Raw genomic sequence first — 16,916 nt, 5'->3', positions numbered from 1 at the left:
GATGGAGTTTTTCGTCCAGCAATTGGTTGCGGGGCTGACCAGCGGCTCGATCTACGCCTGTGTGGCGCTCGGCCTCGTCATGATTTACGTATCCACGGACCACATCAATTTCGCCCAGGGCGAAATGGCGATGTTCGCCACCTATATCGCCTGGGCGATGATCAACGCCGGGCTGCCGTACTGGGTCGCGTTCGGCGCCACGATCCTGATCGCCTTCGCCGGCGGCCTGTTCATTCAACGTGTCATCCTGAAGCCGTTGGAGGCCGCCCCCGTGCTGTCGCTGGTGGTGTGCTTCATCGCGCTGCTGTCGATCTTCAACGCGCTGGCCGGGATGATCTGGAGCTACACCATCAAGCAGTTTCCGACGCCGTTCCCGGCCCGCGACCTGTTCGGCAGCGGCCTGGTGAGCGTCCAGCAGATCGGTGTCGTCGGCGTCACGTTGCTGATGCTGGGTCTGCTGACCGTTTTCTTCCACTATACCACGCTGGGCCTGGCGATGCGCGCGGCGGCACAGAACGCCGCCTCGGCGCGCATGATGGGAATACGGGTCTCCTGGATGCTGGCGCTTGGTTGGGGACTCGCAGCCGCGATCGGCGCCGTGGCCGGCATGCTGGTGGCGCCGATCGTGTTTCTCGACCCGAACATGATGACCGGCATCCTGGTCTATGGCTTCGCCGGGGCGCTGGTGGGCGGAATCGGCAGCCCGTTCGGCGCCGTGATCGGCGGCTTCATCGTCGGCGTGCTGGAAAACCTGGTCGGTTCCTATATCATCGGCAACGAACTCAAACTGACCTTCGCGCTGGTGATCGTCGTGGGGGTGCTGCTGGTCAAGCCGGCCGGGCTGTTCGGCCGCGTCGTGGTGAGGCGCGTCTGATGGCGGCGGTGACGAATAGCTGGGTCAACAAGCGCGGCCCGGGCGGCATCGCGATCGCCTTCTGGATATTGCTGGCCCTGTTGCCCTTCGGTGAGCGTTTCGTTGCCGAGGGCAGCTTCGACTATTACATGTTCATGGGCCAGGCGATGCTGATCAATGCCATCGCCATCCTCGGGCTCAACCTGCTGATCGGCTTCAACGGACAGATTTCCCTGGGCCACAGCGCGTTCTTTGCGGTCGGCGCCTATACGGCCGCGATCCTGATGAATTTCGCCGGTTGGCCGTACTGGGCGACGCTGCCCGTGGCGGCGGTCGTCTGTTTCGTCGCCGGGTTTCTGTTCGGCTTTCCCGCCCTGAAGCTTGAGGGCCATTATCTGGCATTGGCGACCTTCACCCTGGCGATCGCCGTGCCGCAATTGCTGAAATACAAGCCGATCGGCAAATGGACCGGCGGCGTCGGCGGCTTGTTGCTGGACAAGCCCGACGCGCCCGGATGGTCCGGCCTGGGTCAGGACCAGTTCCTGTACTATGTCTGCCTGCTGATCGCGATCCTGGCCTTCTGGGCGGTCCGCAACGTGCTGCGCGGACGTGGCGGCAGCGCGATGATGGCCATTCGCGACCACGTCATGGCGGCCGGCACCATGGGGATCGACACCGCGCGCTACAAGACCGTGACCTTCGGCCTTAGCGCGGCCATCACCGGCGTGGCCGGCGCGCTGTCAGCCATCACCGTCGCCTTCGTCGCGCCCGACAGCTTCACGCTGCAACTCGCCGTGTCCTTCCTGGTCGGGCTCGTGGTGGGCGGCATAGCCTCCTTGCCCGGGTGTCTGATCGGCGGCGCGTTCATCGTGCTGATCCAGAACTCATCGCAATCGATATCCGACTGGATGAAAGCGACGTTCTCCATCAGTTACGACGTGCCGGCCTGGGCCATCTATGGCGTCCTGCTGATCGCGCTGATGTATTTCATGCCGCGCGGCATCATGGGCGGCGTCGAGGCCGTGACTCAACGCATCGTCAACAGAAGGGGAACGTAACCATGAAAGCGACACGACGCACCGTCCTGGCTGGCGCCTCGCTGGCGATCCTGTCCGGACGGGCCCGGGCGGCCGGGAAATACAGCCCGGGCGCGAGCGATACCGAGATCAAGATCGGCCAGACGATGCCCTATAGCGGCAATGCCTCCGCCTATGGTGTCGCCGGGCGGCTGCACGCGGCCTATTTCCGGATGCTGAACGAAACCCAGGGCGGCATCAACGGGCGCAAGATCACGTTCATTTCGCTGGACGATGGCTACAGCCCGCCAAAGACCGTCGAACTGACGAGGCAGCTCGTCGAGCGCGACCAGGTTCTGATCGACTTCTATCCGCTGGGCACGCAGTGCAACACGGCGATCCAGAAATACATGAACCAGAAGAAGGTGCCGCAGCTTTTCGTCGCCACCGGCGCCTCGAAATGGGGCAAGCCGAAGGAGTTTCCGTGGACGATGGGCTGGCAGCCCGACTACCACACGGAAGGCGTCATCTACGCCAAGCACCTGCTGGCGAACGTCAAGGACCCGAAGATCGCCATCCTGCGGCAGAATGACGACATGGGGAACGACTACCTGGATGGCTTCCATGAGGGGCTGGGGGAAGCGGGGAAGAAGGCCATCGTCGCGGATGTGACGTATGAAGTCACCGATCCGACCGTCGATTCCCAGATCCTGCAGCTGCGCAACTCCGGCGCGAACACGTTCTACAACGTCACGACTCCGAAATTCGCGGCACAGGCGATCAAGAAGGTCGCCGAGATCGGCTGGAAGCCTTCACATTACCTGGTCGCGGTCGCCGCATCCCTGGGCGCGGTGATGCGGCCCGCCGGGTTCGACAATAGCCAGGGCATCATCACCTCCCAGTTCCTGAAGGATGTGACCGATCCGCGCTGGGACAACGATGAGGACGTGAAGACCTGGCGCGTATTCATGGCGCAGTGGAATCCGACGGCCAACGTGCTGGAAGGGTCCAATGTCAGCTCCTACGTCGTCATCAAGGGGCTGGAGCACGTGCTGAAGAATTGCGGCGACAACCTGACGCGCGAGAACATCATGAAGCAGGCCGCCAGCATCAAGGACCTGGAGCTGCCGCTGCTGCTGCCCGGCATCAAGGTGAACACCAGCCCGACGAACTTCTATCCGATCAGCCAGCTGCGCATGGCGAGGCTGGAAGGCGAGCACTGGGTGCCGTTCGGGGAGACCATGACGCGCGACGGGGTCTGAGCCGGCGGGTGGCAAGGCCCAGCGGACCTGTACGAATGCAGCACCCTCCCGGCGGGAGGGTGCGACCCCGCTGCGGCGTGATCCCTGAACCGCTAGCGTCCAGCGACCGCACTGTACAATACTTCGAGAGGTGATTTCTCGCTCTTCGCCCTCCGCTGGCTTCGGGCGACCGTGCTTTGAGAGCGTGATTCACGCCCTCCGGCCGCTGGCCTCGGGCCATCGCATTCTATGATGGTGACTGAAATGGTCGGAGTGAGAGGATTCGAACCTCCGGCCCCTGCGTCCCGAACACAGTGCTCTACCAGGCTGAGCTACACTCCGAACCGGAGGCGCGCATATAGCCGCCGGCCGCCCTCTCGGCAAGGCTCTTTCTGCGCACGCTGTCATGCCTCCGCCGACGGCCCCGTCGGGTCGGGGGCGGATTTGCGCCGCTCGTGCCAGGCCTCCATCAGCTGCAGGACCGTCGCGGCGGTTTCCTCGATCGACCGCCGGGTGACATCGATGGTGGGCCAGCCCTGCGCCGTGCAGAACCGCCGAGCCCAGAGCAACTCGGCCTTGACCGCGTCCTCGTCGACATAGTCGCTGCTGTCCTGGCGCATCAGGCCCGTGGTGCCGCCGCCACCAATCAGGCGCAGACGGTGGCGTCTTATGTCGATCAGCGCCTCGGGGGCCAAGGTCAACCCGATGACCGGGCATTTCACCTCCAGCAGGCCGGGCGGGACGGGCACATTCGGCACCAGCGGCACATTGGCGGCCTTGATGCCGCGATTCGCCAGATAGAAGCAGGTCGGGGTCTTCGAGCTGCGCGATACGCCGACCAGCACCACATCGGCCTCGGCGAGGCCCGGCTGGGCCTGACCGTCATCATGTGCCAGCACATAGTGCATCGCATCGATGCGGGAGAAGTAGTCGGCGTTCAGCACGTATTGCTTGCCGGGTCGAGCAGACGCCTGCGTGCCGATCCGCTCCTGCAGGACGTCCATGACCGGGTCCAGCACGTTCACGACGCGCACGTTCAGGCGCTGGCAGGCCGTGTCCAGCTCGCCCCGCAACGCGCGGTCCACCAGGGTGGACAGGACCGGGCCGGGCTCCGATTCGATGCCTTCAATCACCCGATGGAGTTGAAAGCGGGTCCGGATCAGGCTCCAGCGGTGGTAGGTGATATTGGCCTGGTCGAACTGCGCCGTGGTCGCCCGGACGATGGCGTTCAGTGTCTCCCCGGTCGCATCGGAGACCAGGTGCAGGTCGAGGCGGTTATTCTCCATCCCGCGACCATAGACCGGTTGGGTCAATTCGCGATACGGCACGTCTTCTCATGACCTTTTCTTCCGATCACGTCCTGCTTGGCCCGCTGCTGGTCATCCTGACGGTCCTGCTGGACCTGGCGACCATGGCGCGCATCCTGCTCCGCCGGCACCGCGATCCGGCGGCGCGGATCGCCTGGCTGATGGTGATCGGGACGCTGCATATCCTTGGCGTCATCGCCTATCTGCTGGTGGGCGAGGTCCGGCTCGGCCGCAGCCGCTCCATCCGCCGCCAGCGCGCCTTCCGCGTGTGGGAGGAGACGGCCGATCCCGGGCCTGCCCAAACGCCCGATTTCGCCGCCTCGGCGCCGGAGCGGTACCGCTACCTGTTCCAGCTTGGCCATGCGATCAGCGGTTTCGCCCCGGTGTCGGGCAACGCGGCCCATCTGCTGCCGGACTCGAATGCCACGATCGACGCGCTGGTCGCCGACATCGACGCGGCGCGGGACCATGTGCACCTGCTGTTCTACATCTGGCTGACCGACCACAATGGCCTGAAGGTGGTCGAGGCGCTGAAGCGTGCGGCGGCCCGCGGCGTGTCCTGTCGTGCCATGGCGGATGACCTGGGGTCGCGCGCGCTGATCCGGTCGCCACAGTGGCAGGCGATGCGGGATGCGGGGGTGCATGTCGCCCCCGGGCTGCCGATCGGCAACCCATTGCTGCGGGCGTTCAAGGGGCGCATCGACGTACGCAACCACCGCAAGATCGTGGTGATCGACAACCGCATCACCTATTGCGGCAGCCAGAACTGCGCGGACCCGGAATTTCGGGTGAAGCCGCGCTTCGCACCCTGGGTGGACGCGGTCATGCGCTTCGAGGGGCCGATTGCGCACCAGAACCAGGTGCTGTTCGTCATCGACTGGATGACCAGCGTCGAGGAGGATCTGACACCGCTGCTGCACCTGCCGCCCGCCCCGCCCTGCGGCGACATGACGGCACAGGTGATCGGCACGGGGCCGACACAGATCTATTCGGCGATGCCGGAGCTGTTCGAATCCCTGCTGTTCGCCGCTCGGCGCGAGGTGGTCATCACCACGCCCTACTATGTGCCGAACGAGCCGTTGCAGAATGCGCTGTGTACGACGGCGCGGCGCGGCGTGAAGACGACCATCATTTTTCCGGCGCGCAATGACTCATGGGTCGTTGCCGCGACCAGCCGCAGCTATTATTTCGATCTTCTGGATGCCGGCGTGCGCATCTTCGAATATCATGGCGGCCTGCTGCATACCAAGTCCATGACCGTGGATGGCGGCGTGACGCTGATCGGGTCGGCCAACATGGATCGCCGCAGCTTCGACCTGAACTTCGAGAACAATATCCTGTTCCATGACGAGACGCTGACCGCGGTGATGCGGCAGCGACAGGCCGCGTATATCGCGCGATCGGTCGAGGTCTCGATCCGGGACGTGGAGGCCTGGCCGATCTGGCGGCGGTTGTGGAACAATTCCGTGGCGATGGTGGGACCGGTGCTGTAACGGCGGCCGTTTGCATTGCGATGTGACGGACGATCCCCCATGTCATGCCCGCCAGTCGCTGCCCGCCTGTCGTGGCGGGCATTGGTCCGCCTCGACAGGCATGTCCATGAGTTTATTGATTCGCGTTTGAATACGGATAAATGATCTCCCCGTTCTTCAGGCTGGGAGGGTACAGGACGACTTCGGTTTTCGGATCCTTGAACTGCTCCAGATCATTCGGCTTCACGTGCTGGAACTGCACTTCCATCACCCGAGACTCGGTCCATTCGCCATCAGGGCCGAAGGTGATGTCGCCCGCCACCGTCCTGAAGCTGTGGGAGCGCATGTAGTCCGCCAGTTTCTGCTGATCCAGGCTGTGGGTTCCCTCGATCGCCTGCTGCAGCACCTGCATGTCGGCATAGGCAAAGGGCGGCAGGTAGAAGCCCAGCGCGTCGACGCCGGCCGAGGCCGCTTTCGCCTGGTAGGTCTTCAGGAAGTCCAGAGCTGCCGGCGTCGCGTAGGGGCCGACTGGTAGCCAGAAATCGTAGTCGACGATGCCATTGAGCAACGGACCGAGCTGGGTCTTTATGGCGGTGGCCTGCAGGCCGACCATGCCGCCGCCGAACAGTTTTGTCTTCAATCCGATTTCATGCGCGGCCCGGATCATGCCCACGGAATCGGGCGGATAGGATGCCACGAAGATCATGTCGGGGTTCGCCGCCTGGATGGCCCGCACGATCGGGGTGAAATCCGCCGTGCTGGGCGGATAGGTCTTGTCGTAGACGATCTTGAAGCCGGCTTCCTTCGCCAGTTCGCGCACGCCCTCGATCGCGTTGCGCGGGAATTCGGCGTCGGCACCGATGATCGCCAGCGTCTGCGGGCGGGGGTTCTGTTGTTTCGCAACCTCAAAGAAACCCTTGGAGAAGGCCTGTTTCGGCTTGTCGCCGCCGGTCGGCGCGATGGAGAAGAAATTTGGGTAATGGAACTCACTGTTCGCGGCGAGGCCAAGCAGGCCCAGGAACATCATGTTGTGCTGCATGGCGATCGGGATCGCCGGCGCCACCATGTTGGTGGCGTAGCCGCTGATGATGATGTCGGCCTTATCGACGTCCAGCAGCTTGGTGTAGATGCCCGGCACGGTGGCGGGATTTGACTGGTCATCGTAATAGATCAGTTTCACCGGGCGCCCCAGAAGGCCCCCCTTGGCGTTGACCTGTTCCTCCCAGATCTGCATCGCCAGCAGCGCCGCCTTGCCGTTCGGCGCCAGGCCGCCGGTCAGCGCCATGCCCAGGCCGATCTTGATGGGCTCCGCCGCCCATGCGTTCAGGATCGGGTTGACGAGCAAGGCGGCCGCCAGCAGCCCCCCGCGCAGCGTTTTCAGCATGTCCCGGACGTCCCTCTTTATGGTTTGCGGGCAGCAGCTTAAGGCAGGGCCGGCGGGTGGCAAAGATCAAAGCTTTCGGATAGGACTCGCTTTGAAAGCACTCAATGCGGAGGATCGCCACGATGCGGGATCTGGACGAATTCACCGTCACCGATGAGGCGTTGGCGCAGATGGCGGGCACGGCCAATCCGCGCCTGAAGGAGATCCTCGATGCCGCGGTGCGCCATCTGCACGCATTCGCCAGGGAAGTGAACCTGACGCCGCAGGAATGGCTGCAGGGCATCCAGTTCCTGACCGCGGTGGGGCAGGCTTGCACGCCGATCCGCCAGGAATTCATCCTGCTGTCGGATGTGCTGGGCCTGTCCGCGGTGGTCAATGCCCTGCACGACAAGAAGGCGAGGGAGCTGGGGACGCAATCCTCTCTGCTGGGGCCGTTCTATCGGGAAGGTGCGCCGGAAATGAAGCTGGGCGAGCAGATCGTGCGCGAGCCGACGGCCGAGGAGATCGTGATCTACGGCCGTATTACCGACAATGACGGCAAGCCGGTCCCGAACGCCACGATCCAGGTGTGGCAGACCAGCGAGCGTGGCGGGTACGACCTGCAGGAACGCAAGGGTGACGACATGGACATGCGCGGCAATTTCCGGTCCGCGGCGGATGGCACGTATTACTTCCGCACCGTCCGGCCCCTCGGCTACTCCATTCCGATGGACGGCCCGGTCGGGGGATTGGTGAAAACCCAGGGGCGGCATGGCATGCGGCCGAGCCATATCCACTGCCTTGTGGGGGCCGATGGATATCGGGAACTGGTGACGGCGCTGTATTTCGGCGACGATCCCCATATCGACAGCGATACGGTCTTCGGGGTGTCGGAATCCCTGGTCGTGCAGGCCAAGCCGGACCCTGGCTGCCCGATCCCCGGCTTGCGGGCCGTGCATTACGATTTCCGGCTGGCCAAGGCCGCGCCCGGGGAGAATGGGCGTGTCGGCGCCGATCCCACCAGGCTGGCGAAGGAGATCGCCTGAATGGCCCGCCGCATCGTCGACATTTCGACGCCGCTGATGGCCGGAATTCGCAGCGATCCACCGCACATGCTGCCGAAGATCCGCTATTCCGACCATCACCAGACCGCGCCGCAAATGGCCGAGTTCATGGGAATCCGCGTCGACCAGCTGCCCGAGGGCGAATACTGCGCTCGGGAGGATGTGGAGATCACCACGCATAGCGGCACCCACATGGACGCACCCTATCATTTCTTCAGCCGGATGAATGAGGCTTTGAAGCCGGGCGGCGAACCGTCCTGGACGATCGATGAGGTGCCCTTGGACTGGTGCTTCCAGCCGGGCGTGAAGCTGGATTTCCGCCACCTGCCCGATGGTTACGTCGCCACCCCGGCTGACGTGGAGGCGGAGCTGAAGCGGATCGGGCATGTGTTGCGGCCACTGGACATCGTGGTGGTGAATACCGCCGCCGGTGCCCGCTACGGTCATGACGACTATATCGACCGTGGCTGCGGCATGGGGCGGGCCGCGACGCTGTACCTGCTGGAACGCGGGGTCCGCGTCGTCGGCACGGATGGATGGAGTTGGGATGCACCGTTCTCCTTCACCCAGAAGCGGGTGCGGGAGACCGGGGATGTCAGCCTGATCTGGGAAGGCCATCGCGCGGGACGCGATATCGGCTATTTCCAGATGGAGAAGCTGAATAACCTGCCTGACCTGCCGGGGAACGGGTTTCACATCGCCTGTTTTCCCGTAAAGGTGCACAAGGCTTCGGCCGGCTGGACGCGGGCGGTGGCGATCTTCAACGATTAGCCGGCCCGTCCGGTCTGACGCGACCGTGTTGCGCTGGTTGAAGCGAGGTGCGTCCGGCTCTACACCGGGCGCATTGCCGCTTCCGGAGAATCCCGATGGCCTCATTGACCGGAAAGACCGCCTTCGTCACCGCCGCCGGGCAAGGCATCGGCAGGGCCACCGCGCTGGCCTTCGCCGCGGCCGGAGCACAGGTGATCGCCACCGACGTGGATACCGCCAAGTTGGCTGGACTGGAGTCTGGCCAGATCCGGACCGCGCCCCTGAACGTACTGGACGCAGACGCCATCAAGCGCGCCGCCGAGGCCGCGGGTACGGTCGATATCCTGTTCAACTGCGCCGGATTTGTTCATCAGGGCACGCTGCTGGAGGCGACCGAGGATGAGTGGGCCTTCGCCTTCGATCTGAACTGCCGGTCCATGTTCCGCACGATGCAGGCCTTTCTGCCAGGCATGCTGAAGCGGGGGCGTGGCGTGATCCTGAACATGGCGTCGGTCGCGTCCAGCCTGAAGGGCGTGCCGAACCGTTTCATCTACAGCGCGACCAAGGCCGCCGTCGTGGGCATGACGCGGTCGGTCGCCACCGACTATGTAGTGCGCGGTATCCGCTGCAACTGCCTGTGTCCCGGCACGGTGCAGACGCCCAGCCTGGATGAACGGATTGAGGCGAACGCCTCCGGCGCCGGGTCGGCCAGCGCCGCCCGCGCCGCCTTCGTTGCCAGGCAACCCATGGGCCGCCTGGGCACACCGGAGGAGATCGCCGGCCTCGCGGTCTACCTAGCCGGCGACGATGCCCGGTTCATCACTGGCCAATCCATCGTTATAGACGGCGGCCTGACGCTGTAGTTCTTGGGAGAAACGCACGATGAAGCTGCTTCGTTACGGTCCGGCCGGCGCCGAAAAGCCGGGCCTGTTCGCCAATGACGGGACGATCCGCGACCTGTCCGCCTATGTGCGCGACATCGACGGTTTCGCGCTGTCCGATGCCAGCCTGGCGATGCTGGCCGGGATCGACTGGGAGAAGCTGCCGGTGGTGCAGGGCAATCCCCGCCTGGGCCCCTGTGTCGCGCGCCCGGTGAACTATGTCTGCATCGGGCTGAACTATGCCGATCATGCGGCCGAGACCGGTAATCCGATCCCGAAGGAGCCGATCATCTTCCTGAAGTCGCTCAGTGCCTTCAACGGCCCGAATGACGACGTGAAGCTGCCGCGCGGGTCGGTGAAGCTGGACTGGGAGGTCGAGCTGGGCGTCGTGATCGGCAAGCTGGCGCGCTATGTGCCGGAGAATGAGGCGATGGATCACGTCGCCGGCTACTGCGTCTGCAACGACGTCAGTGAGCGTGACTTCCAGACAAACCGTGGCGGCACCTGGGACAAGGGCAAGGGCTGCGAGACCTTCGGTCCGACCGGCCCATGGATGGTGACGAAGGATGAGGTTTCCGACCCGCAGGACCTGCCGTTGTGGACCGAGGTCAACGGCAAGCGGTACCAGGATGGCTCGACTCAGACCATGATCTTTGGCGTGCGGGCGCTGGTGAGCTATGTCAGCCATTTCATCACCCTGTACCCGGGCGACGTGATCGCAACCGGTACGCCGCCTGGCGTGGGCGCCGGCATCAAGCCGGAGCCGGTCTTCCTGAAGGAGGGCGATGTGATGCGGCTGGGCATCGAGGGGCTGGGGATTCAAACCCAGCGGATCGTTGCAGGCTGAGCCGCGGGCTGACGAGACAGAGACTCCGCGTCGGCGGAGCCTCCTGATCCGCATGCGCCTCATCCGCACGTGTCTCAGCGACCGTGACCGTGTCGCGCGGGCAGCGGAGTGAGGCCGATCTGCCGGCCGGTTGAGCGCAAGCTATGACTCCTGGTCCGGCAGCGGCACGCCGGCGAGCGGGCCGAACCGCTGGTGCCGCAGCTTCAGCAGGGTGACGTAGTCGGTGACGCCCGGCAGCACCGCGGCGATCCCGCAATGCGGGCAGGTCGGGGTTTCTCCGTCATCGATCCAGTCGATGACCTCACCCGGGTCGAAGGTTTCCAGGCAGCAGAAGCAGCCGCAGCGCATGGGATCGTTGGCGGTGGATGTGCTCATGCCTTCGATTTAGGGCAAACTGCCTGCGGATCGACAGGGCCAAGGCATCATGATGTCGCACTTCGCCATCCCGACACTGCGGACGCCGCGCCTGCTTCTCCGGCCCTTCAGCGCCGCTGATTGGGATGGCTTCGCGGCGTTGAACGCCGATGCCGATTTCCGTCGCTTTCTGGGGGATGGGCGCGTGCTGTCGCGTGACGAGGCCTGGACGCAGATGGAACGCATTCTGGGCCAATGGGCGTTGTTGGGCTACGGCCTGCTGGCGGTCGAACATGAGGGACGGTTCGCCGGCCGCGTCGGGGTCCTGCGCCCGGCCGGATGGCCGGAGCCTGAGTTGGCCTGGGGCATCGCACCGGCCTTCTGGGGTTTCGGCTTGGCTGCGGAGGCTGCCGCCGCGGCGCGGGATTGGGCGTTCAAGGCGTGCGGCTTCACGCAACTGGCCAGCTTCATCCTTCCGGCCAATGCCCGTTCGGCGCGTGTGGCGGAGAAGCTGGGCGCGACCCGCGCCGGCGAGATCACGATCCTTGGCCGGACCGTCGATCGGTGGGTGCACCGGCGCGGCACGTAGCCGGGATCGCCGAGGCGGATAGCCGGTTTCCGGCCCTGGCGTTGTGAGCGTGCCACCGGCGAGGCGCGACCTCGGCGTTGCCGTCTTCGCCGGTCCGCCGCGTGGCTGCGGGCATCCGCCCGAGGCGCCTGCCCTGTACGCCGCCAGCGAAATGGCGTTGTCCGCCGATCCCGCGGGGCGTGGCGCTGTCCGCAATGGAGAGTGGGATTTCCCTATGCCGCCTCCGCATGGACGACGCCCAGCAGGCGGGTTTGCAGGGCTTCGTCCTGCTCCAGCGCGCGTGCCGTTCCTTCGAAAGCGACGCGCCCGTTGACCAGGACATAGGCGCGGTCCACCAGCGGCAGCACGGTTTCGGCATGATGCTCCACGATCACCATCGCCACCCGGCCCCGGAGTTGCGCCAGCGCATCCATCACCTCCTTGACGATGGTCGGCGCCAATCCCTCGAACGGCTCGTCCAGAAGAATCAGTTTGGCCGGCACGACCAGCGCTCGGGCGATCGCCAGCATCTGCCGCTCGCCGCCCGACAGGCTCTCCGCCTTGGATCGTTGCAAAATCCGCAGTTTCGGGAAGAGGGTGAACACTTCCTCCAGGGAGGCGCCGCCCGGCCGCGTCGCGAGCTTCAGGTTGTCCAGCACGGTCAGGTTGGGGAACAGGCGCCGGCCTTCGGGCACCAGGGAGACGCCGCGCCGGTTGATCTCGTAGGACCGCGCATTGGTGATGGGGGCGCCGTCGAAGGTGACGGCTCCGCCGGTGCTGCGGACGGTGCCGGTGATGGCACGCAATGTCGTGGTCTTGCCGACGCCGTTGCGTCCCAGCAACGCAACCGCCTCGCCCTCGTGGACCGTCAGCGACAGATCCTCCAGCACGACGCTGCCCGCATAACCGGCCCGCAGACGGTCCAGCACCAGCAATGGCTTGCCCGCGGCGTGCTGGCGCTGTTCCATGTCAGACGGCGGCGGCGGTGCCAGGATCCGCTCCGTGCCCAGATAGGCGGCGACGACGTCGGGATTGGCCGCGACCTCATGCGGTTTGCCGTCGGCGATCAGACGGCCCTGGTGAAGGACGGTGATGCGGTCGGACAATGCCAGGACGCGGTCGATATCGTGCTCGATCAGCAGCACCGCATGGGTGTCGGCCAGCTTGCGGATCAGCGCTCCCACCACCTCGCGGTCGGCTTCGGCCAGGCCGGCCAGCGGCTCATCCAGCAGCAGCAGCTTGGCGTCGGTGCCCAGGGTGATGGCGATCTCCAGCAGGCGCCGCTGTCCGTGGCTGAGATTGGCACAGGATTCGGCCGCCCGGTCCTCCAGGCCGACGGCGGCCAGCAGCGACCAGGTGCGGGCGTTCAGATCCTCATAGCTGTAGGCGTCGCGCCACAAGCCCCAGCGCCGCGCCTCCTGCGCCTGGACGGCAATGCGCACATTCTCGAACGCCGTCAGGTTCGGGAACACGGACAGGATCTGAAACGACCGTGCCAGGCCCAGGCGGATGCGCTTGTGGACCGGCAGGGCGGTGATGTCGTTTCCATCGAAACGGATGCGTCCGGCGTTCGGCTTCAGGATGCCCGTCAGCATGTTGAAGAAGGTTGTCTTCCCCGCGCCGTTCGGTCCGATGAAGCTGTGCAGGCGATACGGATAGACCTGCAGCCCGATATCGTTGGCCGTGACCAGGGAGCCGAACCGTTTCGACAGATGCTCCACCGCCAGGATCGGCGTTTCCGGATCCATCTTCACGTGGTCGGCATAAAACGGTTCGATCCGCCCTGGCCGGGGCGGTATGCCGCGCCGCGTCAAGGTCCAGTCGCTGCGGCCCATCAGCCGGAACACCAGGCCCTGGATACCCTCGGGCGAGGCGAGGGCGAACAGGATGACGATCGGCGCGAATATCAGCCACCAGCTTTCGGTGATGGCGGACAGCCGGTCCTCCAGCAGGATGAAGGCGATGGCACCCCATAGCGGCCCGAGGAAGTGGTGCACGCCGCCCAGCACCGCCATCAGCAGCGAGTCCCCGGCGTGCTGCCAGGACAGGTTGTCGGCATAGGCGCCCTTCAGCATGAAGGACAGCAGGCCGCCAGCATAGCCGATGAAGCCGCCCATCAGCACGAAGGACACGAATTTCAGGCCGAACGTGGAATAGCCTAGGCTTTGCGCCCGCTGTTCATTGTCGCGCAAGGCCTGCAGGGAACGGCCGAACGGCGAATGCGCGATGCGCCACAGCAGCCACATGCCGATCGTGACGGTGACGACGGTAAAGATATGGAACGACCAGTCGGAGGCGAAGATCGGCCGAGCGACGCCCTGCAGGCCGTTTTCGCCGCCGGTGACGGAGGTCCACTTGTAGCTGATCTCGAACGCGATCTGGGAAAATGCCAATGTCAGCAAGGAGAAATAAAGACCGCGCCGGCGCAGGATGATCAGCGCGATGATCGCCGCCAGAATCAGGGAGAACACGATGCACCAGGCCAGGGCGGCGAATTCGCTGCTGCCGCCGCGCAGCATGAAGAAGGCGACGGCATAGGACGCGCAGCCGAAGAAGACCGACGCCCCGAATGGGACGAGGCCGGTGTAGCTGACCAACATGCAGACGCCGGCGCCATATAGCATGTAGATGGCGATCTGGGTGATCAGCGTGATCGGCGCGCCGATCATGGTCCACAGGGCGCTGAGCGCGATGAAGACCAGAAGGATCAGCAGGATGGGATGGCGGAGCGGGGTCATTCGAAGCGCTCCCACCGCTCACCCAGCAAGCCGCGTGGCCGCAGCAGCAGCATGAGCGCCATGAACAGGTACATCACTGCTCCGGACATATCGGGTTCGAACTGGATCGTCAGGGCGATGACGACGCCGACCATCAACCCCGCGATCACCGCACCGGCGAAGGAACCCAGGCCACCGATGGCGACGATGACGAAGGCCGGCATGATGGCGTTGGTGGCCATGGCGGGTGTCACGGTCCATAGCGGCGCGGCCAGCAGCCCGGCGATGCCGGAGATGGCGCAGCCCAGGCCGAATACCCAGGTGAGGACGCGCGGCAGGTTGATGCCCAGCAGGCCGACCATTTCCGGGTCGCGGGACCCGGCGCGCAGGATGCGGCCGAACGGCGTGTATTCCAGGAACAGCCACAGCGCGATCAGCACCGCCGCGGTCGTTGCCAGCACGAAGACCCGGTATTTGGTGATCAGCACCGGCCCCCAGATGTAGAAGCCCGCCAGGAAAGGCGGCGGGCTGAAGGGTTGGCCGATGCCGCCATAGATCAGGCGCACCGACGCCTCGATCAGCAGGGCCAGGGCGAATGTCACGATCAGGCTGATCAGCGGCTCCTTGTCGTACAGGCGCCGGATCAGCAGTCGTTCCGCCACGATGCCGACGATGCCGACCAGGATCGGCGACAGGATGACCGCCGGCCAGCCGAACAGCTGGTACAGCGTCAGCGCGAAATAGGCGCCCAATGTGAAGAAGGCGCCGTGCGCAAAGTTCACGATGCCCAGCAGGCCGAAAATGATCGAGAGGCCGATGGCGATCAGCACATACAGCCCGCCCAGGACGAGGCCGCTGGCGATCTGGGACAGCAGGATTTCAAGCATCGCGCGGCAAGTCTCCCCTGGCGGGAGCAGGACAGGGGCCGACAGGCCCTGTCATGCTCCGCAGCTCCTTGGTTGGAGAACACGATTGGCGCCTTCCGTCCGCGGCGACCGCATTCTCCGCCGGCACCCGCCGGTGGCTCATCTCAATCGGTGGGTGCCGGCTTGTCCCGTCATTCGCGTTTGTTTTTGGGCCGGAATACATCGGCCTGGCCAGCCAAGCCGGACCTTGCCACCAGGTGGCGACGGCAGGCCGGTGGTTGGGAACACGCGGTGGCCGTCATCGCGACGGTCGTTCGCGATCGGCCCCAGGGCGATGGATGGCGCCCCGGGACCGCCCGCTGCTGTCCCTATCCCATCTTGCAGCCGACTTCCTCCTGCGTCCCGAACACCTTGTCCAGTTCGGCAGGGTCTTCCGGCAGCGTGGCCTTTACGTCGAAATAGTCCCATTTGTCGGTGATCTTCGGCTTCACCGCCACCGCCAGGTTACGCACCAGCATCTGGTGGTCGAACTTGCGATAGCTGTAGGAGGACGGTCCGACCTGAACTTTCCAGCCCTCCAGCGCTTCGATGATCGGCATCGCCTCGGTCGACTTGGCCGTATCGATCGATTCGAACAGGGAACGTGCCGTGATCCAGCCCATCCAGGCCTTGTCGGCGGCCGGCTTGCCGTATTTCTTCTCGTACGCCGTGGCGAAGGCCTGTTCTTCCGGCGGATTGGCCGGGTTCTTGTAGTACCACATCTTGGTGAAAGTGCCCGTGGCCGCCTCCGGTCCGACCGACCAGATGTCGGTGTCGCCGATGGCGATCTCCAGGAACGGGATCTTGTCCTTCATCCCCAGCTCGTTCCATTGCTTGAGAAATGTGGACAGATCGCCGGCCGACAGCCCGCCCATCACCACGTCCGGCTTCGCCTGTCGGATCTTCAGGATGAAGGAGCTGAAATCGGCCGTGTTCAGCGGCACTTCGTCGGACCCGACCTCGGTCCCGCCCGCGGCCTTCAGCAGTTCCCGCGAGTTGCGCAGGATGTCCTGTCCGAACGCATAGGATGCGGTGATGTTGTACCACTTCTTGCCGTATTTCAGCGCGTATGGCGCCAGCATGCGCATCTGCACCGCGACCGGCGTATTCAACCGGAACGTGTAACGATTGCAGTTCTTGCCAGAGATTTCCGTCGCCGCCGCGTTGTTGCAGACGAACGGAATCTTCAGCTGCGCGGCCGTCGCCTCCTCGGCCAGCGCATTGGACGACAGCGAGCCGCCCAGCACCGCGCACACCTTGTTCTCCTGCACCAGCTTTTGCATGTTCTGTGTTGCCGCCTGCGGGCTGGGCTCATCCAGCCACACGAGTTCCGCCGGCTGGCCATTGATCGTGTTGTTACGCTGTTCCAGCGCCAGATAGGTGCCATTCGCCAGATATTCCGTCTGCCCGGCGATCTGTCCCGTCTTTGCCAGCAGCAGGCCGATGCGGATCGGTTCCGCCGCCCTGGCGATATGCGGCGCCGCCAATGGCGCGGCGGCGATCGCCGCTGCACCCTTCAGCAGGGTACGGCGCGGCAGATACAGGCTGGGCTTCGGCAAGGTCATGACGTTTTCCCCT

15 protein-coding genes and 1 tRNA gene are annotated in these 16,916 nt (G+C 64.8%); 9 read left to right on the top strand and 7 right to left on the bottom strand.

All coding sequences use genetic code 11. From position 1 onward, the window contains the following. Window position 1: 1 nt before the first annotated feature. The 3 genes from VHC04_RS00790 to VHC04_RS00780 are packed head-to-tail and all read left to right on the top strand — an operon-like array spanning window position 2 to window position 3,131. Entirely contained in the window at window positions 2-874 is an 873-nt protein-coding gene (locus VHC04_RS00790; RefSeq protein WP_325676930.1) for a branched-chain amino acid ABC transporter permease, read from the top strand. After that, window positions 874-1,911 (top strand): branched-chain amino acid ABC transporter permease, encoded by a 1,038-nt coding sequence (locus tag VHC04_RS00785; protein ID WP_325676928.1) that lies wholly within the window; start codon window positions 874-876, stop codon window positions 1,909-1,911. Before VHC04_RS00790 ends, VHC04_RS00785 begins: the two co-directional genes overlap by 1 nt. A 2-nt stretch (window positions 1,912-1,913) precedes the next feature. Further along, window positions 1,914-3,131, top strand: coding sequence for an ABC transporter substrate-binding protein (locus VHC04_RS00780; protein ID WP_325676926.1), 1,218 nt, complete (start codon window positions 1,914-1,916; stop codon window positions 3,129-3,131). Between the two features lie 244 nt (window positions 3,132-3,375). Here the strand turns inward: VHC04_RS00780 and VHC04_RS00775 are convergent. Further along, window positions 3,376-3,452, bottom strand: a tRNA-Pro gene (locus tag VHC04_RS00775). A 62-nt stretch (window positions 3,453-3,514) separates the two neighbouring features. Further along, window positions 3,515-4,396 (bottom strand): pyruvate, water dikinase regulatory protein, encoded by an 882-nt coding sequence (locus tag VHC04_RS00770; RefSeq protein WP_325677459.1) that lies wholly within the window; start codon window positions 4,394-4,396, stop codon window positions 3,515-3,517. A 50-nt stretch (window positions 4,397-4,446) separates the two neighbouring features. Here VHC04_RS00770 and cls point away from each other — a divergent pair, with 50 nt between their 5' ends. Continuing rightward, the gene (gene cls / locus VHC04_RS00765) at window positions 4,447-5,910 is read left to right on the top strand and encodes a cardiolipin synthase (RefSeq protein WP_325676924.1); all 1,464 of its coding nucleotides are present in this window, start codon (window positions 4,447-4,449) and stop codon (window positions 5,908-5,910) included. A 112-nt stretch (window positions 5,911-6,022) separates the two neighbouring features. Here the strand turns inward: cls and VHC04_RS00760 are convergent, their stop codons facing one another. Then, the gene (locus tag VHC04_RS00760; RefSeq protein ID WP_325676922.1) at window positions 6,023-7,273 is read right to left on the bottom strand and encodes an amino acid ABC transporter substrate-binding protein; all 1,251 of its coding nucleotides are present in this window, start codon (window positions 7,271-7,273) and stop codon (window positions 6,023-6,025) included. A 122-nt stretch (window positions 7,274-7,395) separates the two neighbouring features. On the opposite strand from VHC04_RS00760, the gene VHC04_RS00755 reads away from it, so the two are divergent. The 4 genes from VHC04_RS00755 to VHC04_RS00740 all read left to right on the top strand — a co-directional run bounded on the left by VHC04_RS00755 (window position 7,396) and on the right by VHC04_RS00740 (window position 10,794). Continuing rightward, window positions 7,396-8,298 (top strand): dioxygenase, encoded by a 903-nt coding sequence (locus VHC04_RS00755; RefSeq protein WP_325676920.1) that lies wholly within the window; start codon window positions 7,396-7,398, stop codon window positions 8,296-8,298. Then, window positions 8,299-9,087, top strand: coding sequence for a cyclase family protein (locus tag VHC04_RS00750; RefSeq protein WP_325676918.1), 789 nt, complete (start codon window positions 8,299-8,301; stop codon window positions 9,085-9,087). A gap of 95 nt (window positions 9,088-9,182) precedes the next feature. Beyond that, window positions 9,183-9,929 carry an SDR family oxidoreductase gene (locus tag VHC04_RS00745; RefSeq protein WP_325676916.1) on the top strand — a complete coding sequence of 249 codons (747 nt, stop codon included), beginning with the start codon at window positions 9,183-9,185 and terminating at the stop codon, window positions 9,927-9,929. Window positions 9,930-9,948: 19 nt separating this feature from the next. Continuing rightward, the gene (locus VHC04_RS00740; protein WP_325676914.1) at window positions 9,949-10,794 is read left to right on the top strand and encodes a fumarylacetoacetate hydrolase family protein; all 846 of its coding nucleotides are present in this window, start codon (window positions 9,949-9,951) and stop codon (window positions 10,792-10,794) included. 141 nt (window positions 10,795-10,935) lie between these two features. On the opposite strand, the gene VHC04_RS00735 is transcribed toward VHC04_RS00740, so the two are convergent. After that, entirely contained in the window at window positions 10,936-11,169 is a 234-nt protein-coding gene (locus tag VHC04_RS00735; protein WP_325676912.1) for a hypothetical protein, read from the bottom strand. A gap of 49 nt (window positions 11,170-11,218) precedes the next feature. Here VHC04_RS00735 and VHC04_RS00730 point away from each other — a divergent pair, with 49 nt between their 5' ends. After that, the gene (locus tag VHC04_RS00730) at window positions 11,219-11,737 is read left to right on the top strand and encodes a GNAT family N-acetyltransferase (RefSeq protein WP_325676910.1); all 519 of its coding nucleotides are present in this window, start codon (window positions 11,219-11,221) and stop codon (window positions 11,735-11,737) included. 212 nt (window positions 11,738-11,949) lie between these two features. Here the strand turns inward: VHC04_RS00730 and VHC04_RS00725 are convergent, their stop codons facing one another. From VHC04_RS00725 to VHC04_RS00715, 3 genes are all read right to left on the bottom strand, one after another. Next, window positions 11,950-14,454 carry a branched-chain amino acid ABC transporter ATP-binding protein/permease gene (locus VHC04_RS00725; RefSeq protein ID WP_325676907.1) on the bottom strand — a complete coding sequence of 835 codons (2,505 nt, stop codon included), beginning with the start codon at window positions 14,452-14,454 and terminating at the stop codon, window positions 11,950-11,952. After that, entirely contained in the window at window positions 14,451-15,320 is an 870-nt protein-coding gene (locus tag VHC04_RS00720; protein WP_325676905.1) for a branched-chain amino acid ABC transporter permease, read from the bottom strand. Before VHC04_RS00720 ends, VHC04_RS00725 begins: the two co-directional genes overlap by 4 nt. Before the next feature lie 347 nt (window positions 15,321-15,667). Then, entirely contained in the window at window positions 15,668-16,903 is a 1,236-nt protein-coding gene (locus VHC04_RS00715) for an ABC transporter substrate-binding protein (protein WP_325676903.1), read from the bottom strand. Window positions 16,904-16,916: the final 13 nt, after the last annotated feature.

The organism is Rhodopila sp. (genome assembly GCF_035548095.1).
Lineage (GTDB): Bacteria > Pseudomonadota > Alphaproteobacteria > Acetobacterales > Acetobacteraceae > Rhodopila.
Note: the sequence above shows the minus strand (reverse complement) of the source record. Positions and strands in the feature narration are given on the sequence as shown.